This window comes from Ferrimicrobium acidiphilum DSM 19497 (assembly GCF_000949255.1).
Taxonomy (GTDB): Bacteria; Actinomycetota; Acidimicrobiia; order Acidimicrobiales; family Acidimicrobiaceae; genus Ferrimicrobium; species Ferrimicrobium acidiphilum.
On the sequence record NZ_JXUW01000004.1, the window covers coordinates 149,945 to 175,727 of the forward strand.

General features: G+C 54.0%; 20 protein-coding genes, 1 tRNA gene and 1 pseudogene. 14 read left to right on the forward strand and 8 right to left on the reverse strand.

Annotated features, from left to right (window positions below; all coding sequences use genetic code 11):
• The first annotated feature begins 234 nt into the window (after nt 1–234).
• The gene (locus FEAC_RS03485; protein ID WP_035388656.1) at nt 235–1,023 is read left to right on the forward strand and encodes a glycosyltransferase; all 789 of its coding nucleotides are present in this window, start codon (nt 235–237) and stop codon (nt 1,021–1,023) included.
• On the opposite strand, the gene FEAC_RS03490 is transcribed toward FEAC_RS03485, so the two are convergent.
• A complete protein-coding gene (locus tag FEAC_RS03490) occupies nt 1,009–2,016 on the reverse strand; it encodes a glycerate kinase (protein WP_152623058.1) in 1,008 nt (335 codons plus the stop codon). The genes FEAC_RS03485 and FEAC_RS03490 overlap by 15 nt on opposite strands.
• A 47-nt stretch (nt 2,017–2,063) precedes the next feature.
• Between FEAC_RS03490 and FEAC_RS03495 the strand changes: the two genes are divergently transcribed.
• The 3 genes from FEAC_RS03495 (at nt 2,064) to FEAC_RS03505 (ending at nt 5,155) form a co-directional block, all read left to right on the forward strand.
• Nucleotides 2,064–3,422, forward strand: a complete 1,359-nt coding sequence (locus FEAC_RS03495) for a trehalose-6-phosphate synthase (RefSeq protein WP_081900966.1) — start codon at nt 2,064–2,066, stop codon at nt 3,420–3,422.
• Nucleotides 3,406–4,152, forward strand: coding sequence for a trehalose-phosphatase (gene otsB / locus FEAC_RS03500; RefSeq protein WP_035388659.1), 747 nt, complete (start codon nt 3,406–3,408; stop codon nt 4,150–4,152). The genes FEAC_RS03495 and otsB overlap by 17 nt, the downstream gene beginning before the upstream one ends.
• A 514-nt stretch (nt 4,153–4,666) precedes the next feature.
• The gene (locus FEAC_RS03505) at nt 4,667–5,155 is read left to right on the forward strand and encodes a TetR/AcrR family transcriptional regulator (RefSeq protein WP_052565435.1); all 489 of its coding nucleotides are present in this window, start codon (nt 4,667–4,669) and stop codon (nt 5,153–5,155) included.
• Here FEAC_RS03505 and FEAC_RS03510 read toward each other — a convergent pair.
• Nucleotides 5,152–5,685 carry an NTP transferase domain-containing protein gene (locus FEAC_RS03510; RefSeq protein ID WP_035388661.1) on the reverse strand — a complete coding sequence of 178 codons (534 nt, stop codon included), beginning with the start codon at nt 5,683–5,685 and terminating at the stop codon, nt 5,152–5,154. The genes FEAC_RS03505 and FEAC_RS03510 overlap by 4 nt on opposite strands.
• A 52-nt stretch (nt 5,686–5,737) precedes the next feature.
• Here FEAC_RS03510 and moaA point away from each other — a divergent pair, with 52 nt between their 5' ends.
• The 5 genes from moaA to rpiA all read left to right on the forward strand — a co-directional run bounded on the left by moaA (nt 5,738) and on the right by rpiA (nt 9,079).
• Nucleotides 5,738–6,745 carry a GTP 3',8-cyclase MoaA gene (moaA, locus tag FEAC_RS03515; protein ID WP_035388663.1) on the forward strand — a complete coding sequence of 336 codons (1,008 nt, stop codon included), beginning with the start codon at nt 5,738–5,740 and terminating at the stop codon, nt 6,743–6,745.
• Between the two features lie 47 nt (nt 6,746–6,792).
• The gene (moaC, locus tag FEAC_RS03520) at nt 6,793–7,278 is read left to right on the forward strand and encodes a cyclic pyranopterin monophosphate synthase MoaC (RefSeq protein ID WP_035388665.1); all 486 of its coding nucleotides are present in this window, start codon (nt 6,793–6,795) and stop codon (nt 7,276–7,278) included.
• A 4-nt stretch (nt 7,279–7,282) separates the two neighbouring features.
• The gene (locus FEAC_RS03525; RefSeq protein ID WP_035388667.1) at nt 7,283–7,732 is read left to right on the forward strand and encodes a hypothetical protein; all 450 of its coding nucleotides are present in this window, start codon (nt 7,283–7,285) and stop codon (nt 7,730–7,732) included.
• 23 nt (nt 7,733–7,755) lie between these two features.
• A tRNA-Ala gene (locus FEAC_RS03530) sits at nt 7,756–7,828 on the forward strand.
• Between the two features lie 594 nt (nt 7,829–8,422).
• The gene (rpiA, locus tag FEAC_RS03535; RefSeq protein WP_035388728.1) at nt 8,423–9,079 is read left to right on the forward strand and encodes a ribose 5-phosphate isomerase A; all 657 of its coding nucleotides are present in this window, start codon (nt 8,423–8,425) and stop codon (nt 9,077–9,079) included.
• Nucleotides 9,080–9,093: 14 nt separating this feature from the next.
• On the opposite strand, the gene FEAC_RS14500 is transcribed toward rpiA, so the two are convergent.
• The 3 genes and pseudogenes from FEAC_RS14500 to FEAC_RS03550 all read right to left on the reverse strand — a co-directional run bounded on the left by FEAC_RS14500 (nt 9,094) and on the right by FEAC_RS03550 (nt 11,560).
• The gene (locus FEAC_RS14500; RefSeq protein ID WP_082055613.1) at nt 9,094–9,768 is read right to left on the reverse strand and encodes a zinc ribbon domain-containing protein; all 675 of its coding nucleotides are present in this window, start codon (nt 9,766–9,768) and stop codon (nt 9,094–9,096) included.
• A 227-nt stretch (nt 9,769–9,995) separates the two neighbouring features.
• Nucleotides 9,996–10,518 (reverse strand): annotated as a pseudogene (locus FEAC_RS03545) (IS607 family transposase).
• A 154-nt stretch (nt 10,519–10,672) separates the two neighbouring features.
• Nucleotides 10,673–11,560, reverse strand: coding sequence for a fructose bisphosphate aldolase (locus tag FEAC_RS03550; protein WP_035388670.1), 888 nt, complete (start codon nt 11,558–11,560; stop codon nt 10,673–10,675).
• Nucleotides 11,561–12,302: 742 nt separating this feature from the next.
• On the opposite strand from FEAC_RS03550, the gene FEAC_RS03555 reads away from it, so the two are divergent.
• Nucleotides 12,303–13,691: an NADP-dependent isocitrate dehydrogenase gene (locus FEAC_RS03555; protein WP_052565455.1), complete on the forward strand. Its 1,389-nt coding sequence runs from the start codon at nt 12,303–12,305 to the stop codon at nt 13,689–13,691.
• A 40-nt stretch (nt 13,692–13,731) separates the two neighbouring features.
• On the opposite strand, the gene FEAC_RS03560 is transcribed toward FEAC_RS03555, so the two are convergent.
• Nucleotides 13,732–14,418, reverse strand: a complete 687-nt coding sequence (locus tag FEAC_RS03560) for a DUF1614 domain-containing protein (protein WP_035388672.1) — start codon at nt 14,416–14,418, stop codon at nt 13,732–13,734.
• Between the two features lie 226 nt (nt 14,419–14,644).
• Here FEAC_RS03560 and FEAC_RS03565 point away from each other — a divergent pair, with 226 nt between their 5' ends.
• Nucleotides 14,645–19,312, forward strand: coding sequence for an NAD-glutamate dehydrogenase domain-containing protein (locus FEAC_RS03565; RefSeq protein WP_052565441.1), 4,668 nt, complete (start codon nt 14,645–14,647; stop codon nt 19,310–19,312).
• Between the two features lie 47 nt (nt 19,313–19,359).
• On the opposite strand, the gene bluB is transcribed toward FEAC_RS03565, so the two are convergent.
• Nucleotides 19,360–20,046, reverse strand: a complete 687-nt coding sequence (gene bluB / locus FEAC_RS03570) for a 5,6-dimethylbenzimidazole synthase (RefSeq protein WP_035388674.1) — start codon at nt 20,044–20,046, stop codon at nt 19,360–19,362.
• 83 nt (nt 20,047–20,129) lie between these two features.
• Here bluB and FEAC_RS03575 point away from each other — a divergent pair, with 83 nt between their 5' ends.
• The 3 genes from FEAC_RS03575 (at nt 20,130) to FEAC_RS03585 (ending at nt 25,445) form a co-directional block, all read left to right on the forward strand.
• Entirely contained in the window at nt 20,130–22,007 is a 1,878-nt protein-coding gene (locus FEAC_RS03575) for an ABC transporter ATP-binding protein (protein WP_035388676.1), read from the forward strand.
• A 189-nt stretch (nt 22,008–22,196) separates the two neighbouring features.
• Nucleotides 22,197–23,846 (forward strand): APC family permease, encoded by a 1,650-nt coding sequence (locus FEAC_RS03580; protein ID WP_035388678.1) that lies wholly within the window; start codon nt 22,197–22,199, stop codon nt 23,844–23,846.
• A gap of 228 nt (nt 23,847–24,074) precedes the next feature.
• Nucleotides 24,075–25,445 (forward strand): ISL3 family transposase, encoded by a 1,371-nt coding sequence (locus FEAC_RS03585; RefSeq protein ID WP_082055614.1) that lies wholly within the window; start codon nt 24,075–24,077, stop codon nt 25,443–25,445.
• 129 nt (nt 25,446–25,574) lie between these two features.
• Here the strand turns inward: FEAC_RS03585 and FEAC_RS14505 are convergent.
• Nucleotides 25,575–25,783, reverse strand: a 209-nt coding sequence (locus FEAC_RS14505; protein WP_152623061.1) for a transposase, incomplete at its 5' end; no start/stop codon positions are given.

A 25,783-nucleotide genomic window follows, 5' to 3' on the forward strand; every position in this document is an offset into this window, starting at 1 on the left:
CATTGTGTATTTCGAAACTAGTGTCTCTATCCAAACTAGCACTCTACATGCGAGAGTGCTAACTATCTTAGCGAGGCTTTACTGCAGTCACGCCCTCGGCTATCCGTAATGTTGTCATGCGAGTTAATCGATGGGCCCGGTTCCACCTCTGCGGGCGTTCCGCAATGCAAGAGATCGGCGACCGCGACGATCATCCTGCGCGTAGCATTCACGGGACTCCTAGGATGTTAGGTCGTGGCCGTCAAAAACTCCCTCAGTCAAACGAGAACCGTTGCGCTGGTCATACCGGCTCGAAACGAAGCTCCACGACTCCCTCATGTATTGGAGATCGTCACCTCCAATCCAACCGCTATCTTTGATGAGATTATCGTTGTTAACGACTGCTCCGCCGACGCCACTGCCGCAACAACTCGCCAATTTAGAGGCGTGCGCCTCGTATCGCTCGATGACGGACAACCAGGCAAAGGTAGGGCGTTGCAAGCAGGGTGGAGGCAGTCCACGGCGGACGTCATAGTCACCTGCGACGCCGATTTAGGATCCATCCAACACGAGCAGCTGAACAGCCTGGTTAATGCGCTCGTTAACCAGCAGCAGCTCCGACTTACCAAAGCCGCCTACGGCAATCATGCTGACAGCAGTGGCCGAGTCACCGAACTCACTGCCAAACCGCTTCTTGAAGTCTTCTTTCCGGATTGTGCCGACATCCAGTCTCCTTTGAGTGGGGAGATGGCGTTTTATCGTACCGATGTCGAATCACTCGATCTGCCACAAGATTATGGTGTAGATATTGCAATCCTCCTTGACCTCGCAAAGCGTCACGGCAGAAGCTCCATCGCGGAGATTCCTTTCGGCACAAAAAAGCACCCACACCAGCCACTCTCATCACTGTCGATCCAATCCCGACAGGTTATCCGAGCCATCCTAGAACGCGTTGAGCGTCTCCATGGTGGCTTAGAAGATGCAATTCGCACCCCATCCATTAGCCATCTACTTAAGGTTTCTTCTGCCCTAGGCAACTACTGACCTTGCGAGCTCCCCAATCAGCTGGAGCGGATTGGCCAGGGAGCGCTCGATACCAAAGATCTCGGAGAGTGCATATACGCGGTGTCCAGAATGGCGTACTCTCTCTACAATCCGAGAGTCCGCTGTACCAACGATCACCACGACCTGCTTGCCTTGAGATTCAGCTAACATCAAGACCTCACCAACGACCTTTCCATCGAAGGACGTCTCATCAAGGCGTCCTTCACCGGTAAGGACAAGGTCCGCTTCACTGATCTGTCGCGAAAGCTGGATGCGACTAGCGACCTCGTCGAAGCCAGAGGCAAGGACAGCACCGAACGCCATCAATGCACCCCCCAGTCCACCGGCGGCCCCAGTGCCCGCATATTCGTCAAGATCGATCCCATACCATCGTCGGTACCAAGCATGCAACGCTACAAGTCTGGCGCTAAGGAGATCAACCTCCTTTGGCGCGGCACCCTTCTGTGGCGCAAAGACCTCCCCGGCCTGTGTGAACCGCGTTCGAACATCGAGCGCTACCCTTACCGGAACACCGTACGTTGCAAGTTTACGTTGACGCGCCCTTCGAATAAAGCCGAGCCCACCGTCGGTAACTGCAGAACCTCCGCAACCAACAAGGATCGCGGCCGGTCGCCGCCTTAGTGCCTCTTCGAGAAGGATAGCCACACCAGTCGAATCGGCTCGAATAGGATCGTTACCTGCTGCTCCTCCCACCTGGGTCAAACCGATCGTTTGTGCGGTCTCGAGAATCACTTCAACACCGCTGACGCCATGCTCCCTAAAACCCAACCTGGCAAAACAGCCCCGACCAAGAGCATCGACAGTTGGTACTTGCACAAAACGATTGGCGAGGATCTCTAAGAACCCTTCTCCCCCATCGGACAGTGGGCACTCTCTCACCTCATATGAGGAAAGAGCTCGGGCAAGTTCACGACCGATAGCTCGAGCCGACATCGTACCCTTGAAACTATCAAAAGCAGCTAGAACATTCAAGCACACCGCCTCGCCTTACGGGACTACACTAGGAGCCAGCGACAACTATGCCAAACCTCTCCCGATATCTTTTCGTCACCAACAGAGGCCCACTACAGCCCGGGCCCGACAGCCACACTTTGATAAGATCCGGAGGAGGGCTCGCCAGTGGACTCATTGGCCTCATGGATCAGGACAATGCTCAGACAATCCAGTGGCTATTCCCAATATCCGCCGAGGCTGAGCTGCAGGCTGCCAGCGAAGGGCGCTATCAGGCAGTCCAGCCAGGTTTTCACCCGGCTCCAGTCGATGCTCGCGACCATGCTACTGCCTACCAGGCGATCGCCAACGAATACTACTGGTACCTTTTCCATGGACTTTTCGATCTTAGCTTCGAACCCATTATCAACCAGGCATTTTATGACGCTTACGATCGATATCGTAGCTTCAATACTCAGATGGCCGATGCAGCGTGCAGGCTTGATCTGGCGGAGACCATGGTGATAATCAACGACTATCACCTCATGTTGATGCCTCAACTCCTACGCGAGCGCGGATTCGACGGGCCAATAGCACTCTTCTTCCACACTCCGATTTGCACCGCAGCAGAGGCGATGCTCATCCCAACTCGTCTACGTGATGAGTTGGCGCGAAGCTTTGCCGCATCCAGCGTCATAGGGTTGCACGCCGACCATTGGAGACAAAATCTCCTCGAATCCTTCGGTCACCACGGCCCCACCCTGCCGCCAACCGTCATTGCACCTCTACCTGCGGATGCTAGTGCAATCCTCAGCTCACTTACCGACGCAGACATCGCCCAGGAACGTGAACGACTCGAGCCACTATCGATGGGGCTTCCAACGATCCTGAGAGTCGACCGAATTGAACCATCGAAGAATCTTCTACGAGGAGTGTACGCCATCGACGAGATGCTGCGTCACCATCCTAGCGAGGCAGGCAATTTTCGAGCCCTGCTATTTGCCTACCCATCACGGAGCACAATACCTAAATACAGACGTCTTACTGCTGAACTTGAAACACTCGTACGCGAGGTGAACGAGCGTTGGGGACGACACGGTTGGGATCCAATCTACCTCGATCTTTCCGATCATCCATCTCGCAGCCTTGCTAGCTACCAGATCTTCGACGCCTTGCTGGTCAATCCGCTGCGTGATGGACTGAATCTCGTCGCCTTCGAAGCTGCGCTCGCTGCCAAACCTAACGCTCAAATCGTCTTGTCGACCGAGGCCGGAGCAGCCGAGCACATTGGCAGCTGGTTGGAGTTGATCAACCCACTCGATATCGGTGAGACCGCTGACGCCCTCGGCCGAGCACTAAATGGTGGTGACCTTGACCCGGTAAGATCATGGACTCGCCAAAATACCTGGACAAAATGGCTGGAAACCATCAGTGCCGCAGTTCGCTAAATTTCGTGACGCATACCTTGTTCAACCCCGATCAGCGTTGCTGGCCTTCGATTTTGACGGAACGCTAGCGCCGATCGTAGCGACTCCTCACGAGGCTAAACTTGACGAAAATATGTATCAACCGCTCCATGCCCTGGGCGAGTTGACTGACATCGCTATCATATCCGGTCGACCGACTGACTATCTGAGGCAACAATTTGCCGGCCTTCAAGTAGAAATTATCGGTAATTATGGTCGGCCTGAGCGATTGTCTCCAGAGTCACAAGTGCTCCTTCATGAGCTTATAGACCGCGCCCGTAACGAACTCCCCAGCTCTATTTTCGTCGAGTTCAAACCAAGTTCGCTAGCGCTCCATTTCCGAAATGCTCCCGACTTGGAACCTGAGGTCATCCACTGGGCGCAGATTCAAGAACGAAAACACAGCCTCTCGCTTGACTTCGGGAAGTCGGTGGTCGAATTAGCCATCATCAATAGCTCCAACAAGGGCAAGGTCCTCCATTCTCTAGCCAAAGGACGCACTGCGGTGCTATATGCCGGTGATGATTTGGGTGATATCTCCGCTCTCAAAGTACTGCAGCAATTGCAAGTGGCGACCTGTGGTCTCGCTGTGATCTCTGAACAAACTCCGCTGGAACTTTCGACTATTGCCGATGAGAGTGTGACGAGAGATCAATTGGTGAATTACTTGATCTCGCTCATACCCGGAGAGGACGACTGGGAGACTCGATAATGTCCTCATGACGCTTTCATGGACATCCAAGATCGCCCACGCGGCTTAGGCAGGTGAGCGCCCACTGGTTCGCTGTGCTGGTTGGCATGCGCACCTGCACAACCTTGGAACGCATCTCCGCGTACATGTGATTTTTAGTCACACTCGGCTATGCGTTGTCGGTATAGACAGCGGAATATAGCCTGCTACCTGCTTTTATCCTCGCCCGATGACTACACCCTCTGGTTGATGGCTTGACTATGGCCGGTTTGGCGAGTAGATGCGTAAGTTCTGCTGTCGAGGTCTGACCGATCGTCAGCTTCAAAGTTTTAGATAATTAGCTGCGCACATCCGCTTGTTCATAGAATACGTTATTCAGCCCTAGACGCAATAGATTGCGAGCATTCCGATGGACGGCGCCTTGAGCCCTCGTCATTGAAGGGAATACGCTGCAGTTCGATCAACAAAAGTTCAGAATCGACAAATGGCTCCGATAACACTTTGCAACCTTCAAAGTGCAAAGGTGGGTCCAGTTATGGGAAGTGTTCAAGAAACCTGGCGGGAGCGCAGAGAACAAATTTTGCGAGCAGCCATGGAGGTTCTCGTCAATGATGGTGCCAGTAGTTTGACAATCCGTAGCGTCGCGAAAGTAGCCGGAGTCGACCCAGCGCTGATATATCACTACTTCAGCTCCAAAGCAGACCTCTTGGAAGAGATGACCTATATTCCAATCGAGATCGCGTCAGAACTATCAAATCCAACTCGGGATCTAATCTGGAAACTCTCCCTCTTCGAACGCCAGCCAGCCGCACTCTGGATAGCCGCACTAATGATATGTATGGTTGACACGAGGGAACGTGGTTCTGAACAATTTGCTCGCCTCCTCGATCTTCTCCTCCCTAGTGGAGACCGAGCCAAGAGAACAATGGTCGTCGGACTACTGTTTGAACGACACCTGCTTCGCTCGACCGAATGTGAGGGTAAGGCACTGCGACGCTACGCTGAACTTGTTGAAGCAGTTTAGGACTGGCCAACCGAATCCGGCAACTCCCACGGATAGTCACTGTCATAGAACTGCGACGCCAATCCAGAAGGCACCTCAAGAAGCCGCAGCCGCGAGGTGTAGGCGCGCATACTCCCTCCAATCGGTTCTTGCCTCAACATCTCTACTGGAGCTCCAAACGTTGCCCAGCTGGGTGAATGATCCAGCATCAACACGCTGGGCATCCGAAGCACCTCTCGAACAAACCAACGCACCCCGGTAGCCTCCAGACGGTAGAGATCGACAGGTAGCACGACAACAACGCCGAATTCTCCGAAAGCACCAGCTATCGCAGCTTCATGGAGAGCGCAGGCTGGGCCCATCCCTCTATCGAGGAAATAGTCGCAATTCGCTGCTGTACCACCAACCTCAATGACCCTCGGTCCAACCACCTCTATGACCAGTCGAGCAAGCCACTGCGCCTGGGAGGAGGAGCCGCGATATAAGCCCGCCTTATCCCGCCCCATCCGGAGTGAGCGTCCACCAGTCAATAGGCAAACCAAGGGTGCCATCGGAACCCGGTCTACGTACAACACTTCTCCATAGTCACTACGCTACTAGAGTATGGATGTCCGGAAGCACTTGGTAGACAGCTATGGCCGTGAGATTCGAGACCTCAGAATCTCTGTCACTGATCGCTGCAACTTTCGCTGTACCTATTGCTTACCCGAGGAGGGCATTGAGTGGCTCCCACGCAGCGAGCTGCTTACCTTCGAAGAAATCACAGCCATCAGCCGTGTCTTCACTGAACGTTTCTACATCGAGTCGATCAGGTTAACGGGTGGGGAGCCTACAATTCGAGCTCAACTCCCTCGTCTCGTAGCGATGCTGTCGTCGTTGACAAATCATCAAGGGCAGAAGATCAACCTATCGATGACGACAAATGGGGTTACACTCCCGTTACTTGCCGATCCACTCCGCGAAGCCGGTCTCGACCGTATCAACATCTCGCTCGACACCCTTAGACCAGATCGTTTCCTACAGATCACTAAACGTCCCCAGTTCGAACGAGTTCTGGAGGGGATCGAGGCGGCTCAATCTGCGGGTTTCGCGCCTATCAAACTCAATGTGGTGGCCATGAAGGGCGTGAATGACGACGAGATCCTTGACTTCGCCGCATTTGGACGAGACCATGACCTCCAAGTGCGCTTCATCGAGTTCATGCCACTTGACGGCGCAAACGCATGGGACCGAACCGATGTGCTCTCGGCAGATGAGATTCTCGCCCGCATCGAGAGCGTCTATCCAGTTGATCCAATCAAAAGAACAGCCGCTCCCGCCACTACCTATCAATATCGGGATGGCAAGGGCTCCTTTGGGATCATTCCTACGGTCACCAAGCCCTTCTGTGGTGATTGCGATCGGGTGCGATTGAGCGCTGAGGGCAAGATTCGAACCTGCCTCTTTGCACTTGACGAGCACGACCTTCGAGGCCTAGTCCGTAACAACGTACCATCCGAAGAGCTCGTTGCACAGATTGAGTCGATTGTCTCGACGAAGTGGGCTGGGCACTCCATTGGGCGGGTGAACTTCATACGACCATCGAAATCCATGAGTCAAATCGGTGGGTAATCGCAAAATCGCCACCGTCCGGTGAAATAGCCACCTAAAGTGTAGGCATGGCAGATCGAGAGCTCACCCACCTCGACCCATTGGGTCGCGCACGAATGGTTGATGTCACCCCTAAGGAACCTACGCATAGGCGAGCACTCGCTCGTTGCAAAGTGTTCATGAAGCCCGAGACCACCGCTCTGGTAGCGAACAATGCTGTCAACAAGGGTGACGTTTTAGGAGCGGCTCGCATTGCCGGGATTCAAGCGTCGAAACGCACCCCGGACCTCATACCCCTTTGCCACCCACTTTTGATTGGGTCTGTATATATAAACTTCACGTTGGGAGACACATTCGTGGAGGTCGAGGCTCAGGTAGAGACGGTGGACCGAACGGGTGTCGAGATGGAAGCGCTCACAGCGGCATCGATAGCTGCCCTCACGATCTACGATATGTGCAAGTCTTACGACCGCTCGATGGTAATCGGTGAGCTCGCGCTGTGGGAGAAAACCGGAGGAAAGTCGGGCATCTGGCGACGCGAAGAGGGGGAATAGACGAATGCAGCTAGTGGTGGTACTCGTTCTTGTCATCGGATGGTCTCTCATACTTGCACAACCGTTTTTTAGCGCCCGCAAACGCAAGGACTACCTGCGGTCAATTATCGCTTTTCGCCAGCAACTGATAGCCCTCGAAACCGGAATCCAAAGTCGTCCATCGCGCGGTAGCTCTCCTCGTCCTGCTAGACCCATTGCATCGTCATTGACGCCATACCGACGTAGGCAGCGAACTCTTGCATCCCTTGTCATGTCTCTGTTTATTGGGCTGATCTTGGCGACTGTAGCAGCGCCCGTTGGCATCGTCCTCACCACTATCAGCCTGGTCTCAATAGCAGTGTTTCTTACTCTTGCACGGGCGAGCCATAACGCGCTTCGCGCACGAGCACCTTATCCTCCGCAACGACGGGTTGTAGCATCCGCCGCACGCTCATCAGAGAGAGCTATCGCCTAACGACCGGATAGACTAGTCCACGCGGGGGTGTAGCTCAGCTGGTAGAGCGCTACGTTCGCAATGTAGAGGCCGAGGGTTCGAGTCCCTTCACCTCCACCCTGTGCTCTTGACCTGTGTACTTGAGGTCCCACATCTCGTGACCATCTATTATGTTCGTGCGGTACGGTCGACCTCGTTATGGACAACTCACTGGCATTGTCCCAGAATTGCGCTGGGAACCCAGATAGCCGTGGAGTGCGGGGTAGACGCAGACACTGGTAGCTGTGTCACGCAGCCTTTTAGCCGGATTCAACTGCCACTCCGACTTCCATCTGGGTGCCCGCTACGATAACAACGTGCGTCCGGATGACCTTCCTGTTATCCCTGTGCCGAGGTTCGCCCTCCGGAGGCGCCCTGGCCCAAGTGGGACCACCGCTTCTAGGTGCTTGAGCCTCGGGTCAAATTCCTCAGCTACGCTGGGGCCAGATTAGTCAAGCATTTCCACTGGTCGATCGCTTTCAAACGACAGTCGAGAATCGGCTACAAATCGCCGATCAGGTGCAAACAAGCCGCTAAATTGCAGTCAGCACAGCCAAGCGGGACTCCGCGTCCAACTTGGTGAGTAATTCCAGAGGATAGTGAAGTGTCTGGAGCGCGAAGAGAAAAGGAGTACCTATTAAATGCGTAGGTATTTTGAAGCGGTGCGCCTTGATGACAGATAACCAGCTGCAGCGCGAAAAAGAGCTAGCAGCCAAGACGGCGGCAGACCTCGTCGAAGCCGGTATGTCAGTAGGCCTCGGAACAGGAACGACAGTCGCGTGCCTACTCCCGATCCTCGCTGCTCGACGACTATCCATCCGTTGTGTCGCCACCTCACCACAGACCGAAGAACTCGCTCGTCAGCTAGGCATGAGAGTGGAGCCATTCACTGATGTCCGCAGTCTCGATATCGCAATAGATGGCGCAGACCAGATTGCTCCTGACGGATGGCTCGTCAAGGGAGGAGGGGCTGCCCACACGCGCGAGAAGCTGGTAGCCATCACCGCCGCTCGATTTATCGTGATCGCGGACTCTAGCAAACCAGTGGATATCTTAAACGGTCCGCTGCCGATAGAGCTTCTTGCCTTCGGGTTGGGGTCAACTCTTCGTCGATTGGGCAACGTCACTTTGAGGAATTTGCCTCCCAGTCCAGATGGGGGCATCATTGGAGATTACCACGGTCCCCTTGACGAACCCCGAGCTACCGCTACTTGGCTGTCTGGCACTCCAGGACTTATTGAGCATGGGCTATTTCCACCTGAGATGGTGAGTACGGCCATCATCGGACGCGGCGAACAGGTCGAGGTGCGCAACTACCCTCGCTCCTGACCGTCCGATACTCATCAGCAATCCGTGTTCATGGGCGCCAGCCGCTCCGAAATACATATACATCTATATGCACCTCTTTTGTCTTCGCTCTCCAGCCGCCTTTGCGTGTTCTGCCCTATCCACAGGGACAGAACTAGGGCGAGTCGATGGTTGCCCACCTTCCACGTCCAACTTGGGTTGTCGTGGTTTGCTTGGGGTCTAAGCCGTTGAGCGCTAGCCTTCGCATCCAATTGGATATTCCGGCTTTCGATCCGGCGTAGGAACCTCTCCTCTAGGATCTTCTTCACTTCCCTATAGGGAGTGAACCGGTTGATCTCGCGATCTTCGATCCTGTTGAGTAGGTTCATGGCGGCTACGTGGTCTACATCGCCCTGCCAGTTGCAATCCCAATAGGGATTGCAACAGTGAAACACATCCCCGTGTCGGTTGCCCCTATGGACATACCCACACGTTGGATCAGGACATGTTTGGCTGCTGTAGGCCGCGTTGACCGTTTTAATGCCGGAACCTCCGACATAGGCATGTACCGTAATGCGTTCTTGGTTCTCGTTCCTTGCCCATGATGAGCAGAGTCGAGAGATGTTCTTAGACCTGGCCTTACCTTGCAAGCGAGAGAGGTCTTCGATGATGATCTCTCTTGGCCGCTGTGATGGAAGTTGGGGGACTCGTTTTCTGGTGTTAGTGGACATCTAAAACTGCACGGTGACGGACAAATAATTGCACGCTGGCGGACACCAAAACTGCATGGCATTGGTGGGCTCCTAGGGGCCTAGGCACCTGGCGCGGGTAAGCATCCACAACAAGCAGGCTCCCCATACTTGCCCCTGTTGAGTGACAACGTGGCTAGGCGTACCGTGCGCTTCATAGGAATCTAACCATAGGATGAGGCTCGGACATCGAAGGCTCGGACATCGGGTCATGGACTTACCTCTTTGGCTACTTCCTGAAGCCGTTCCATAACCTGTCTGTTCTTATCGCTTCTGGAGCCATATAGCCTGGCCGAGAATACGGTCACAATCTCGATAACATCATTGGCTAGATCCTCTTCAAAGGTTGAGTCCTCGCTAGCGTTGATAATGATTACCTCAGTGCTCACACAGGGAGAACACCAGTTACGATCCAACCTCGCCAGAACAGATCCTCGATACGAGCGTCTTTAGTCCTCGTTTGTGATGGTTGAGTCCCGACCCTAGATCAGAGATGACCTCGTAGGTCCACCCGTTCACAGCACAGTAGCTCTCCAAGAGAGCTACCTGGCGCACTAGGTCGTCTTTTTGACCGTTGGTTGATACGCGAGCATGAGCAATGGTTGCCCTGGTAGATGGAGCCTTATGAGGCGCAATGGCACGAAGTTTAGCCAGGTCATAACGCCTTCTACCTCCCTGAGTGTGCACAGGAGGATCAATACGTCCCCCTGTTTCCCATCTCCGTAGCGTCATGGGGTGAACTTAGAGTTCCTGTGCTGCTACCACAATGGGGACCAACCTAGTCATATAGTTACAGTAAACAACACTCAAGAGTGCTTAGGTCAGCGGTATCAGTTGTGTGCCCGTCGCCAGCAGCAAAACTCGCCCAGGGCGACAAGGAGATGATTCAGTCGATCGACGCTAAATACACCTGTTCGATGGCGCTGTTGAGTTCGGAGGTAAACGCCTCGTCACTCATATCAACATGCAGCCCCTGAGTGAGAGCTCGCGAGAAGCTCGCGATCATCCCGTGGTTGCGGGCGAGCCGTTCGCTAGCCTCATCACGAGTGTATCCTCCAGATAGCGCCACCACCCGAACTACCCGTGGGTGCGAAATTAGCGAGGCATAGTGGTTATCACGTTCAGGCAGAGTCAACTTCACCATGACCAACTTATCTTCGGCTAGAGCGTCGAGCCTCGCCTTCAATGCATCGCGCAGCATATCCTCTGCCGCCTGCTTATCCGGACTGGCAATGTCTATCTCGGGTTCAAGTATGGGTACCAAGCCCTTCGCCAGGATACGATCTGCAATCTCGAACTGTTGATCCACCACAGCCTGGACTCCGACGGGATTAGCAAGTCGAATAAAAGACCGCATTTTGGTTCCAAACACACCCTTAGCGACAGCCTTGGCCAGTAGTGCGTCCAAGTCCGGCATTGGATTCATGCATCGGGCACCATCGGCTTCTGGTGCAAGTCCCTTATCCACCTTTACAAAAGGCACAACATGCTTGTTATTCCACAGGTAGTCAGCTGCATCAACACCCTCGAACCTTCGGTCGATAGTGTCCTCGAAGAGGATAGCGCCAATCACGCGTTCACCTGTAAAACAAGGACTGGTGACGATTCTCGCTCGCATCGCATGCATGAGCGAAAGCATCTCATCGTCAGAATGGTAGGCCTCACGGGGAATGCCATACGATGCGAGCGCGCCTGGGGTGCTTCCACCACTCTGGTCGAGTGCAGCGATGAAGCCCGCTCCATGCGCCATCTGATCAAGCTGTTCCTTATTCATCTCAATTCTCCGATCTCAAGAGGTTACTCACGGCTATCTGCAAAACCTGAGTTCTTCGCTCACCCTAACACGGGCGCATTTCGATCGATCCATCTAATGTCAACTGATCAATATTATGACAGTCAGACGACGCCACCACAGGTAGCGCATCCATTGACAAAAGTACTTTTCGTCAATGGGTTAAAACGTTGTCCTTGCCTTCAATTTTGGGGCATCACGTGATCATGTGTAGTCTCTCAACCCGCATGGATTGTGGCACGCAACCAGAGTCGAGGAGGCGTCGGGGACTTACCTTCCAGCTGTGGACTCTTAGCTCTAGATTAGATCTGGAATACTCTCCACGACTCTGATAATAGGGGTCCCGCCCAAAAGGCATGAGCCAGGACAGTTGTCAAGATTCGTCATGCGTGCTGGTGGTGACGGAGGGACTGATTTTGATATAAGAACCACAATTGGTTCAGTCGTCATCGCAAACTAAGGTTCAGGGCCAGCTGCCAAACCGTGGAGGTTGGCGCTACGCTAGCGAGCAGAGTCGGTCTGTTGTCCCAACTCGCTGTCTCTTTTGGCAGCCCCGGTAACCGTCGTCTACAATTTGAGTGACGAGAGTGTAACCACAGCGGTTCGGTTCCCCAAGGCAATTCGGCCTAAGAGACGAATCAACGATGGACTAGGAGCAGACGTGAGCATTGCCAGTAAAAAGCACATAACCGTGGCCGAAGGGGACGGCATTGGGCCCGAGATTATGGAGGCAACGCTTCGCATCCTCGCCACAGCGGGTGCCGATCTCGATATCGAGCGGATCACCATAGGCGCTAATGTCTTCGATCAAGGAATATCATCAGGAATCGAACCTGGTGCTTGGGACTCGCTACGCCGCACCAAGGTACTCCTGAAGGCACCAATCACCACTCCCCAAGGTGGTGGGTTTAAGAGCGTCAATGTCACCATTAGGAAGACCTTTGGTCTCTATGCCAATATCCGACCGTGTATTTCATACGCACCTTACATACCTACCCAGCACCCTGGAATGGATCTCGTGATTATCCGCGAGAATGAAGAAGATCTTTACGGAGGGATCGAACATCGCCAGACCCAGGACGTATTCCAGACACTCAAGCTCATTACTAGGCCCGGCAGTGAGCGCATTATCCGCTATGCCTTCGAGTATGCACGTCGCTATCATCGTCGCAAAGTAACAAGCTTCACCAAAGACAACATCATGAAGCTCTCTGATGGAACCTTTCATAAGATTTTTAACGAAGTGGCCGAAGAGTACCCTGACATAGAGTCAGAACACTGGATCATCGACATTGGAACAGCCAAGCTTGCGACCGCACCCGAGCAGTTCGATGTCCTGGTGCTTCCGAATCTGTATGGTGACATTCTCTCTGATGTCGCCGCAGAGATTACAGGATCGGTTGGACTGGCGGGCAGCGCCAACATCGGTGAAGAGATCGCCATGTTTGAGGCTATTCATGGTTCCGCACCTCCGCTCGCAGGTAAGAACGTGGCTAACCCTTCTGGTCTCCTAATGGGGGCCGTTCTCATGCTGGTACATCTCGGCTTGGGGTCGACCGCGACTAGCATCCATAACGCTTGGTTGAGAACCATCGAGGACGGCATCCACACCCCAGATATCTACACCGAGAACCGTTCGACAAAGCAGGTTGGGACCGATGCCTTTGCCGATGCGGTGATAGAGCGGCTAGGCGAAACCCCACAGAAGCTTCCCTCCACTCTTTACCCCGACTCAGAGGAACCGATCACCGTGAAACTGCATGATCGTCCCATAGAGGTGAAGACCTTGGAGGGGATCGACATCTTCGTCGAGTTCCGAGGTGAGGTGGACGATCTTGGACACCAAATTGAGGCACATCTCAACCCAAACCTCACGCTCGTAATGATCAGTAACCGTGGTCAGAAGGTATATCCCAACGGTGCAGCAGAAACTTTCTGCGTTGACCATTGGCGGTGTCGTTTCCAGGCGAGAGAGCCCGGGATCGTGCTCTCCACGGCAGACCTCATCGATCAACTTGCTCGTCTCAATGCCGCTGGACTCCCGTTTATCAAGACTGAGGGCCTGTTTGCTTTCGACGACATCCCCGGCTATTCGTTGAGCCAAGGACAGTAGAGGCAGCCCACCCTAACAGCGCTTGCCGATGCTTGTACTACTAGATGGATGCCAGCAGTACCGCCAATAGGCCGGCCAGAAATATCCCATCGAAGGTTCCTGCTCCGCCAATCGAGACGATCGGGGCTCCTAGAGTTCGCGTCTTGTTGAGATTGGCGAGGTCGGCACCGAACAAAACTCCCATAACCCCAATTATGTAGGCAAGAGCTGCAAGATAGTGGACCGTTAGCAAGGAGGCAAGAATAACTGCTATCAGAGCTGGCAGAAAGATGGGGACGGCGATCCCCACCCCACGAATCGGACGAGCAAGAAAGCGAACCACTACCGCTGCGATCACTACACCAATCAAGGCCACGAGCTCTAGATGGTCATGAATGGTCAAGTAGATCGAGAGTACCGCTGGAATCAGGGCGCCCCCAACATTCACCGCAATAGTGGTCTCGCTTGGACGCAATGGAGTGGGAATGGTATAGCGAATGCCCAGGAAGCTAATCGAGCGTTCAGATGGCTGCTCGACGGCATTGTGCAACCGTGCCACTGGTACATTGACGAAACTTCCAATAATCGTTGCCGCCAAGGTAACAAGCAGCCATCCTGGTGCAATGCCGATCCGTCGGTAGGCGAAGCCGAGTAGATCGAACGCAAGCAGCACTGCGAAGACTGCCAATAAGAAAGTAAGAGCCAGATAGAAGGGCCAAGCAAAAACCCAATAGAAAGATCTACGCATGATAAGACTCCTTCCATTTAATTCCAACCTAGCATCGTCGGACAATCGGCCACGGTCATTGTTCATCCGGCCAGCAATCAAGTCAGCTAGGCAACGTGCCGATGAGCAGCGATGCAAACAGCTGAATCCTGCTCGCAGCTTAAAAACCACGAACTAGATAGCGTGACGATCCAAGCGACCGATACGCTAGATTAGAGGATAGATCTACTCGACAAAGGAGTCGAAGTTGACACTTACATCAAAAAGGCCTACCAAAAATCCGGTTTTCAGTGGGTTGAAGGAACGGCTGAGGGAACTTGAATCCCAGTTAGGTACGCCGGATAAGCGGAAGGCGTTCCTAGGTTTTGCTCGATCGTTCACCGCGCACATCGACCCCGAGGAAGAGACGGCGTTCTCTACTGATTTTGTCGTTTCGGCACTCATCGCTCAGCTCCATACTCTGGATGCCATCACTGCCGATGATATGTGCGTTATGGAGGTTGTCCGCGGGTCGGACGTGCTGCGCGTTCGCTGTCAACCCGACGGGATCTCCGAACTAGAGTCGGTCTTCTCGACTATGCGGGCGCCGGGCACCATGGTGTCCATAGTCAGCAACGACATGGAATTTCTTGTCGACACGTTCCTGCAGACGATTCGCGAGAAATCAGATCGACTCACCACCATACACCCCATTCTCGAACGCTCCGATCTCGTCGACTACGGATGTAATGTGAGCTCTGCTCAACCCACCGAACTTCTATCATTCTTTGCTGCCCAGTTCCCTATAGCGGTGACCAAAGTCGAAGCTGAACAGCTCCTTCGAACGTTGGCAAAGCGCTATCAACAGCTCTATCACTTCAATCGAGACCGCGATCGAATGCTCTCCGATCTCCTGCATCTGATCGAGGAGCAAGAGTTTCCGATGAATGGGAAGACAGAACCCCCAGTTAGTAACTCTGCATTCTCGCACTTCTTGCCTTTCGCCGAGATAAGACGTCCGAAGAAGGGTGAGCGACTCGACCTCGGAATTACGCGCGAGGATGTCGCCATCGATCGTCACTGGCCCCGTGGCCTCGGCTCAAACTATCACATCCAGGTTCTCCCGGCTCGATCGGAGATTCTCGACTTCTCCCAGCTCCGCGCGGTCTCATTTAAGACCCCAGAGGGAGAGGTTGACTTTGTCGGGATTTTTCGGCCCCAGCGAACAGGAGCAATCGGACTCGCGGCTCCGGAGGTGGCGGATCGTCTCGATACTGCTCGCAAACGTCTAAACCTTCTTCCAACAAGCCATTCGTATCGAGTTTTGCAAGATTTTGTGACCTCGCTCAACATTGACACGGTCCTAGCGTTGCCGATCAACGACTTCCTTGAACTCGCGCGATCAGGTCTCCTAGTCGAAGAGGTCTCACGCACCCAAGTATTTCTGAGTCAGGCACCAACCGGACCACGGCGTTTGCTGGTACTAGTTCCAGGCGACAGAGTCGAACTAGGCATCGAGGATCGAATCGATGATACGTTGGCGAACTACTGCGACGGGGTACCTAAGCGTGTAGGTCGCTTCTTCTCCGAGCGCCGTCTGGTGCTGGAGTACATCCTCCTCGGTTCCCTGACCCCAGATGGGTTGGACAAGCTTGCCGAAGAGCTCGATCGAGTTACCACTCCCTGGAGGACTCGCATTCGATCGAAGCTACGTCAAGAGCTAAACCCTGACCTGCTACCAAAGGTGCTGGGTGCGCTCGATCTTGTCGCGGAATCAGTCGAAGAGAGCTATCAGCAGGAGGAGAACGATAGTTTTATCATCTCCGATCTTACTGCAATCGCCTCTCTGTTGGAGTCCGACCGCCGGCTCTCCTCTCGACTGCTGGTTGATGTTAATGGAGAGCTGAGGCTCCACCTAATCTTGCTCGGAAGTCGACTATCGCTCTCGCAAATCCTTCCTGTGATTGAAAATTTTGGTCTCAAGGTGCTAGATGAACAACCATATCGCGGTCGTTCTGGCAATCGAGAGCTTTGGATTATAGATCTTGGGCTAGTCGTTGAAGACGATGATTCTCTCGAGCGCTTGAGAAATGGGCGCGTCAGAGAACGAGTAGAGCAGTCGCTAGCCTCCATCTGGCACGGAGAAGAGGAGAACGACCAGCTCAACCAGCTCGCAATAGCGGCCGAGCTGAACCCAGAAGAGATCTCGGTAGTACGCGCACTCGCAAGCTACATGCGGCTCACAAACCTCGGATACTCCGAAGCGTACTGCCAGCAAGCGCTGGTGAGTCAGCCAACACTAGCTCGAATGTTGGTTCGGCTGTTCTATACCCGTTTCGACCCTGAGGTTTCTGACCTTGACCGTGGCGAGTCCAGCGATCGGTTGATCGCCTCTTTGGAGGAGGCACTTGGCAACGTGACCTCTCTAGACCAGGACAAGGTTCTGCGCGGGATGAAAGAACTTATTCTCGCCATGCTGCGAACCAACCTGTTCCAAACTGATCGCAAGGCAGTTGCGTTCAAAATCGACCCTCGGATGCTGAGTTTCTTGCCAGAGCCAAAGCCTCGCTACGAGATCTACATGCGTAATGAGACTACGGAGGCCGTTCACTTGCGGGGCGGTCCAGTCGCCCGAGGCGGAATCCGATTTTCCGATCGCATGGAGGACTTCAGGACAGAGATCCTGGGACTCATGAAGGCACAGACAGTGAAAAACGCTGTCATCGTGCCGGTTGGATCCAAAGGCGGCTTCATAGTCAAGGACCTCGATCCAAAGGGTCGGAACGCCACCAAGATCGAGCGATCTTACCGAGTATTCATGGAGACACTCCTCTCTTTGACCGACAATCTTGTTGACGGTAAGGTTGTGCCACCAGAGAGAACCGTACGTCACGACGGCCCTGATCATTACCTTGTGGTGGCAGCTGACAAGGGAACCGCCACTTTTTCAGACATCGCCAATGAGATCTCCATCAACCATGGATATTGGCTTGGTGATGCGTTTGCATCCGGAGGATCGCATGGATTCGATCATAAGCAGATGGGTATCACTGCAAAAGGGGCTTGGGTATCGGTCGAGCATCTCTTCGATGCCGTCGGCATCGATGTGGCCCGAACCCCGATCCGCGCAGTGGGCATTGGTGACCTATCTGGCGACGTCTTTGGCAATGGCACCTTACGGTCGCACCAGCTCAAGTTAGTAGCCGCCTTTGACCATCGCCACATCTTCCTTGATCCAGACCCTGAACCTGAGGTTTCGTGGCAGGCACGTGCTGCCATCTTCTCACAAGGGGCCGGCACGAGTTGGGAGGACTATCCAGAATCCGCCATATCGACGGGAGGCGGTGTCTTCTCTCGCAACGTGAAGGCGATCAAGATCTCTCCCCAGGTTGCCGAGGTTCTCGAGATACCAGTAGGTTCGTATGAGCCCAATCAGCTGATCAGACATATCCTCCAGGCGCCAGTAGACCTACTCTTCAACGGTGGCATCGGCACCTACGTCAAGGCATCAACCGAAGCCAATATCGAGGTCGCCGACAAGGCTAATGACTCTGTTCGTGTAAACGGCAACGAGGTTAGAGCACGTGTCATCGGTGAGGGGGGCAATCTAGGGATGACACAACTCGGTCGCATCGAATATTGTTTGAGTGGAGGTCGGTGCAACACCGACTCGATCGACAACTCGGCCGGTGTCGACACCTCTGACCACGAAGTCAATATCAAAATCGCACTTGACGCTCTTGTTCACCAAAATGAACTCTCCGTGGATCAACGCAACGAAGTGTTGGCCCAGTGCGTCTCCGAGGTCGAAACACAGGTGCTTGCCGATAACGTCTATCAGAATTGGGCTCTCTCGGCGGCCGAGGTTCGCTATGACCATTCTTGGGGAGAGATCACCCGTCTGCTCACTCATCTTGTCGACTCTGCTGGACTCGCACCCGGGGTCGAGCATCTGCCGAACCCGTCGGTGATCGCGGCGAACCCACCGAATAGAAAGTTAACAAGAGCCGAGCTCTCTATCATCATCTCGTACGTAAAACTCGACCTCAATCAGCAGTTGATGGAGAGCTCGCTCCTCGATCACCCGTTAACCGACGGCCTCTACGAGGAGTACTTTCCGTTGCCCGTTCGCCAACGGATCAGACAACTCTCGTTACGGCATCCTTTGCGTCGCGAACTAATAGCTACCACGATCGCAAATGTAATCGTCAACCATGTTGGTGTCTTTGGAGTTCAGGCGATCGCAGCTGCAGCTAACATCTCGATCGTTAAGGCAGCTGAATATATCTACTTAGCCCTCCTCGTCTCCGATGCGCGCGCTACGGTTCGTCGTCTTCTCTGGTCAACTGGAGTATCGTTCGAGGCAAGGATGGATGCCTACCTTGGCTTCCAGGATCTCGTTTGCACGTCAGCTCTCGAACTCCGCCTCGTCGTCGACGAGCCCGAAAGGCTATTCGACAGTGAGGACCTGGGCGAACTCACCAACCGGGTTAAGACCGTTGCTCACGCACTGAGTACGCGTGATGACCTGCCGACTAGCTGGCAGCAGCGTCGAGAGTTCCTGACTCAAGCCCAGATCGACTCCCAAATCTCCGATCTCCTCGTCCCAGGACGGACTCTCGCCCTGTATCTCTCGTTGCTGGTAGATCAAGGTAACAGCGTGGGCGATCTTGAGGAGTTTGCCGACTCTCTCTACCAGCATGAACTCGCTAGTGGTATTGTCACCACCCGAGAACTCCTCTCGGACGTGCCTACGACCGATCTATCGTCGATCCTCGCACAACAACAGGTGCAGGATCGGCTAAACAATCTCTCTCGTTCCATCTACCATGGGCAATCGTTTGTTGACAGTGTCAAGAATGCAGTTGGATATGTTGCTGAGAATCTAGAGCGAGGAGAGATGCTACAAGCCTTGCTAGAGAGTCTTAAGTTCTAGCTTCGCTACCATCAATTACGCTAGCGGCGCAGCGATCACGGGGACTCTCATTTGGTCTTCTCCGCTACCTCGCCAGGCAGATCAACGAGACGCTCTATGTCGACGTGCTCTCCAAACCTACCCATATGCACATGCGGGCGCAGAGGGCGTCGGGCCTGCCAATTCAAGCGTTCGAGGTCTGGTATCTGTTCAAAATGGGTAACTGGGCCGAGGCAGAGCCAAGCGATTGGTCTGATATTCGCCGGCAGCCCTACGAGATCGGCCAGGAAGTCCTCTCGATAGAACGAGACCCAGCCAACTCCAATGCTCTCTGCAGTGGCCGCAAGCCAAAGATTTTCGATCGCGAGACAGACCGAGTACAGCCCTGCGTCATCGATCGCATGTCGACCAAGCACATGCGGAGACCCTCGCTGTGGATCGTAGGTGACGACTATGCCAAGGCTCGCCTCTAGGATTCCTTCGATTTTGATCCTCTGAAAACGTTCACGAGCGTCGTCATCCAGCATGGATTCGAAGGTGGTCCTCTCCTCATAGACATGCTCGTAGAAGGCGCGTCTTGTTCCCTCTGACTCGACCAAGACAAAGTCCCACGGCTGTGACATTCCTACGCTTGGAGCGCCGTGGGCCGCGGCTAGGACTCTGCCGAGCACTCCGGAGTCAAGTTCCGCGCCGGTGAACTGTCCACGGACATCGCGACGTCCAAAAATAACCTGATAGAAACTATCTCGATCCACGAGTTCCCCTTCTCTTCCAAAACCTCGCCTCAGGCTACTAGCCTTTTGGGAATGCATACAACCAGACGACGCCAGTGAACACAATGCGTGGCCTTCGGAACAGGAGCTCGACTCCGGTATCCGTAAAGGACATCGACAGCCGAACGCTTGGCCGCGCTTGGCAGGTTACCAAAGAATTTCGCTTTGGGATCACCCTGTACTTGCTGGCGATCCTTCTGGCGGCGCTCTTCGGCTCACTGACTCCTCTACTATTCAAGGATCTTATTAACAATGCCATTCCTCGAGGTTCTGTCCACCTTCTGATCATCTACGCCGTCATTCTCGGAGTCCTAACCTTGGCCCAGACTGGGGTTGGCGTACTCAGCCGTTATCTTCAGTCGGTGATCGGCGAGGGGATTATATATCGGCTTCGGATTCGACTCTTTGAACACATGCAGACGCTCTCTCTCAGCTTTTTCACGCACTCTCAAACCGGCTCCATCATCTCTCGCGTAAACAACGACGTGGTCGCCTCGCAGCAGGTAGTCGGTACACTCGGATCACTCGTCTCCGACGTGGCGACTCTTGTCTTCACACTATTTTTCATGTTCGAGCTTTCACCGCAGGTGACCATTCTCGCTCTGCTCATCGTACCGGTACTCATAGCCTTGGATCGCCTACTCGGAAAGAGATTGACGCGATATGCCCGAGTCCAGATGCAGGCAAATGCTGAGATGTCCGCTTTCGAACAAGAACGCTTCAATGTATCCGGTTCACTACTGGTCTCTTTGTTCGGCAATCGGAGCAGGGAGTCAGAGCAGTTTCGGACCCAGGCGGCCGAGGTCAGGGAGGCGGGTATTCGCTTCGCCCTTTTTGGACGTCTCTACTACAGCACCCTAGCACTCATGGGTGGTATTGGCACTGTGGCGGTCTACGCCATCGGTGGAGACGAGGCGATCCACCATGTGCTCACGCTCGGGGCACTAGTCGCCTTGGCGCAGTACGTCACAAAGCTCTTTGCACCGCTAACCGATCTCTCCTCGGCCCGTGTGAATCTATTGCAGGCGCTAGTGAGCTTTGATCGTGTCTACGAGGTGCTGGATCTGACTCCAGAGGTACAGAACCCCACGCAGCCGATCCACCTACCCAAACCGGCCGGCCAGATCAACTTTGAGCACGTAAGCTTCAAGTATCCCTCCGCCACACCATTAGCCAGCCTCGCCAAGAACCCGGTCGCAACCGAACCCGTGAACAATGACTATGCCCTATTCGATGTCAACATGACCCTCGAACAGGGCACCATGACCGCACTCGTTGGACAGTCAGGTGCAGGCAAGACCACCATAACAAATCTGATCACCCGTCTATACGACCCTACCGATGGATCGATCAGCTTCGACGGCGTTGATCTCCGTGCGCTCGACATTGAGACACTGCGAATGCTCATTGGAGTCGTGTCCCAAGACCCGTTCCTCTTTCACGACACCGTCAGGTCCAATCTGTTGTACGCCAACATTCATGCTACCACCCAGGAGCTGTCCGCAGCGGTGGAGGCGAGTCAACTTGCAGAGCTGATTGAACGACTACCACAAGGCCTAGATACTCTGGTAGGAGAGCGTGGGTATCGACTATCAGGCGGCGAAAAACAGAGGATGTCGATCGCCCGCGTGCTGCTCAAGGATCCCAAAGTGGTCGTGCTTGATGAGGCGACCTCGAGCCTTGATTCGACAAACGAGGCTCGCATCCAAGAGGCGATTGGGCGCACGCTCAAGGGGAGAACATCGCTTGTGATCGCGCATAGGCTCTCGACCGTACTCGACGCTGACATGATAGTGGTCCTAGATCACGGTCGGGTAGCTGAGGTGGGTCCGCATCGAACGTTAATTGAGCGCCGTGGTCTCTACGCTGAGGTCTTCGAGCGCCAGTTTCGGACGCCGGATACCGCATCCAGGTCCGATCAGATCACCCAGACGCCGGAATAGTCCGTCAACCATCATGGTCTGAAGCGCACTAAACACAGCTGCAATCAAATAGGCGATGAGAATTTACCTAAAGCGACCACCAAGGCCCTCAACCTGTACTAAGTTAGGCGCAATCGGAGTTGAAGTTAACTCCGATGGGCTGTGACAGGCTCGTAGACAACTACATGAGAAGTCAGGGGGACCTACTCAATGCAAACAAGTAAACCCGCCGAGGGAGGGCGACTGCGACGCGAGATGTCGTATATCGACCTGAGCTTTGCCGGACTCGGTGCTATCATCGGCTCTGGTTGGCTCTTCGGCGTTCTCTACGCGGCAAACTACGCTGGCCCAGCGGCCATTCTCGCATGGATAATCGCTGCCGTCATTGTTATCTTCATTGCGCTCGTGTATGCAGAGCTTTCTGGCATGTTGCCAGAAGCCGGTGGAATCACGCGCTTTCCGCATTTTACCCATGGATCGCTCGTTGGCTTTATCATGAGTTGGGGAGCCTTCCTTGGTTATGCAGCGGTTCCAGCTATCGAAGCTGAAGCCGTAGTTCAGTATGCGCAACACTACATAACCTCATTCCAGAACAACAGCACCTTAGACTTCATCGTTGAGGCGATCATTCTCCTCATCTTCTACGCGATCAACGTCTATGGGGTCAAGGTCTTTGCCAAGATCAATAGCGTGGTCACGTTCTTGAAGTTCATCACGCCGACACTGACGATCATTGTGATCCTCTTTGTCGCCAAGCACTGGGGCAACTATACAGCTACCACGACGCATGGCTTCATGCCCTATGGGACAGCAGGTATCTTCATCGCAGTCTCCTCGGGTGGAATCATTTTCTCGCTACTAGGTTTTCGCCAAGCCGTAGACTTGGCTGGCGAGGCGAAGAATCCCCAGCGTGACGTCCCGCGTGCCATCCTTACCGCCATTCTGCTTGGTGCGCTCGTATACACCCTGGTTCAGGTGGTGTTCATCGCAGCTCTTCCGCCAAACGCAATAGCTAAAGGCTGGGCATCGCTGGCGTATACATCACCTTTCGCACAGGTGGCTACCATTATCGGTCTCGGCTGGTTGGCGTCGATTCTCTATGCTGACGCCGTCCTTTCACCGTCAGGTACCGGACTGGTCTATCTCTCCTCTGGCGGACGTGTTGTGCTCGGCTCCGCTCGCAATAACTATCTTGGCAACAAGTTCCGCGGCATCTCCGAGCGCTTCGGTGTTCCAATTTGGGCGATGTCGATCACCGTACTTTTCGCCATCGTCTTCCTCCTGCCGTTCCCAAGTTGGCAGAGCCTTGTGGGAGTCATCTCTTCCGCAACTGCATTTACCTACGTCATGGGTCCTGTCTCGCTTGCGGTATTTCGCAAGTACCACAACGACAAGTATCGCCCATTCAGACTGGGTGGAGCCAAGGTATTCGGCGTCCTCGCCTTCATCGGTGGTACCCTGATTATCTACTGGTCGGGTTGGGCAGTTGACTGGAAACTGGTGGTTGGGATTCTCGGCGGGACCGTCGTCTATCTGATTGCCTCAGCTCTCGGTGCCCCAGTCGAAAAGATCACGCGCCAAGATTGGCAATCTGGGATCTGGCTTCCGGTCTACCTCCTTGCCATGATGGCCATCGCTTACTTTGGTGCGGCGAGGTTTGGTGCTCCATTCAACAACCACAAAGGTTTGATTCACTATCCCTTTGACCTCATCGTTGATGTCGTTGTCGCCCTGGTCTTTTATGCCTGGGCTGTCGCCTCTGGCAGAAACAGCGACGATACTGAACAGGCTTTTGTCAGAGCTTCTACGCTTAGGCGTGGAATACAAGAGGGTGAAGGCGAGGCAAGCCTTGCTGACTAGCGGTCTGTAGATGAGAGCTTAAATCCACGGTTCAATCAGAGGGCGGCGCAGGTTCGCGCCGCCCTCTAGCTCTTTTTAGCTCCAGCCCTCATATGAGACGTACAGCACCTCGTTCCAGATGAGCTAGCCACCGAGATAGTATGGGACTTCGGATTTAAGTGGGGAAATTAGTCGGGTATAGCCACGCACTAGGGGTGAGTTTGGGAGGGTCACAGGGGCTCTGCCAGAATGGGATTAGTAACAACTCATCACTGGAGGACCCCTGTGGAACAAAATCCTATCCGCATTGCAGAGATCTTGCTCGGTCTAAAGGACGTCAATTTGATTGGTGTCGAGGATCTGGGTGACGAAGATTCAAAGACACCCCTTCGGGTCCATATCGAGTGTCTGGGTGAGCGGCCAAAATGCCCAGTCTGTAATGGGATGAGTTATTCCAAGGGAGGCTCACTAGTAGAGCTGATTGATCTACAAAGCTTTGGCCGTCCCGTAAGGCTCATCTGGCACAAACGCAGGTGGGTGTGCAAGGATGAGACCTGCATCGCCCCGTCATGGAGTGATGTGGACACTAGGATCGCAGCCCCAAGGCTAAAGCTCACCGATAGGGCAGCTAGATTCGCAACCCGAGTGGTTGGTAGAGACGGGCGATCGGTGTCATCGGTAGCCAGAGAACTCGATTGTGACTGGCACACGATCAATGATGCTGTCATTGCTTATGGGACTCCTCTCGTTGAGGATCCAAATCGCTTTGGTAAGGTTCGTGCACTCGGATTAGATGAGACCCTGTTCTATCGCGAGGGTCGCTATCGGACCCAGAAGTGGTCTACCTCAATCGTGGACGTTATGAGCGCAACCCTTCTTGATGTAGTTCCTGGTAAAGGAGGTGCGGAGCCAAAGAAGTGGATAGCTAGTCAGCCCAGGGAGTGGCGTGATGATATCAAGTGGGGAACCCTTGACCTGGCTGGTTCCTATAGAGCGGTATTTAAAGAGGCGTTACCCAACGCTGTCCTGGTGGCCGATCCATTCCACCTCATAAAGATCGCCAACACTCGCCTTGATGAGACGAGGAGACGAGTACAACAGAACATCCTTGGTCACAGAGGCAGAGGTGGGGATCCGCTCTATCGCATCCGGCGACTCCTTAATATGGCCAAGGAGAAGCTCACCGAGGGTGCCAACGATAAACTTACTCGCTTCCTTGAGGCTGGAGATCCAGATAACGAGGTAGCTACCAGCTGGCGAGCCAAGGAGTCCTTACGAGAGCTCTATACCTATCGTGACCCAAAACTCGCCAGAGACCACCTCGATGCCCTCATCAGTGACTTCACCGATAACCAACGACCCCCAGAGGTCCAACTACTTGGGAGAACCTTGAAAAGCTGGCATGATGAGATCCTGGCCTGGCACAGCTCCTTTGTGACCAATGGACCGACAGAGTCGATGAACAATCTCATTAAGCGGATCAAGCGCATCGCCTTTGGGATGACAAACTTTGCAAACTTTAGAATCAGGGCGCTCCTTAGCGCTGGTAAGCCCGACTGGTCACCACTAGACACTGTTACCCCGGTGACAACGCAGCTCTCTAGCGCACTTGGTTCGTAACCCGAACCAATCAACCCAATAAGTAAGACATCAGGGAGAACCCCTTGTCCCCTCTTGCCCGTTCACGGGTTGTGTAGCTTAGGCCTCTCCAAATGACGGCCCCAATCTGGCCAGTCACCTCAGATGCGTTCAACAACTTGCCGATTCCTGGTCGATCTTGGTACCGGATTGCCGCTTATTTCCGAAGACCCGTTTTCGTAAGTTATGACAGATTGAGTGCAGCATCCATTCCGTTTGGGCTCCCGATAGTCCTCGAAGGCGTAGGTGGCCCGCTTTCTGTCTAACTTTCATCTGTCCAAATACTGGTTCGACGATAGCTTTGCGTCTTGCATAGTCGA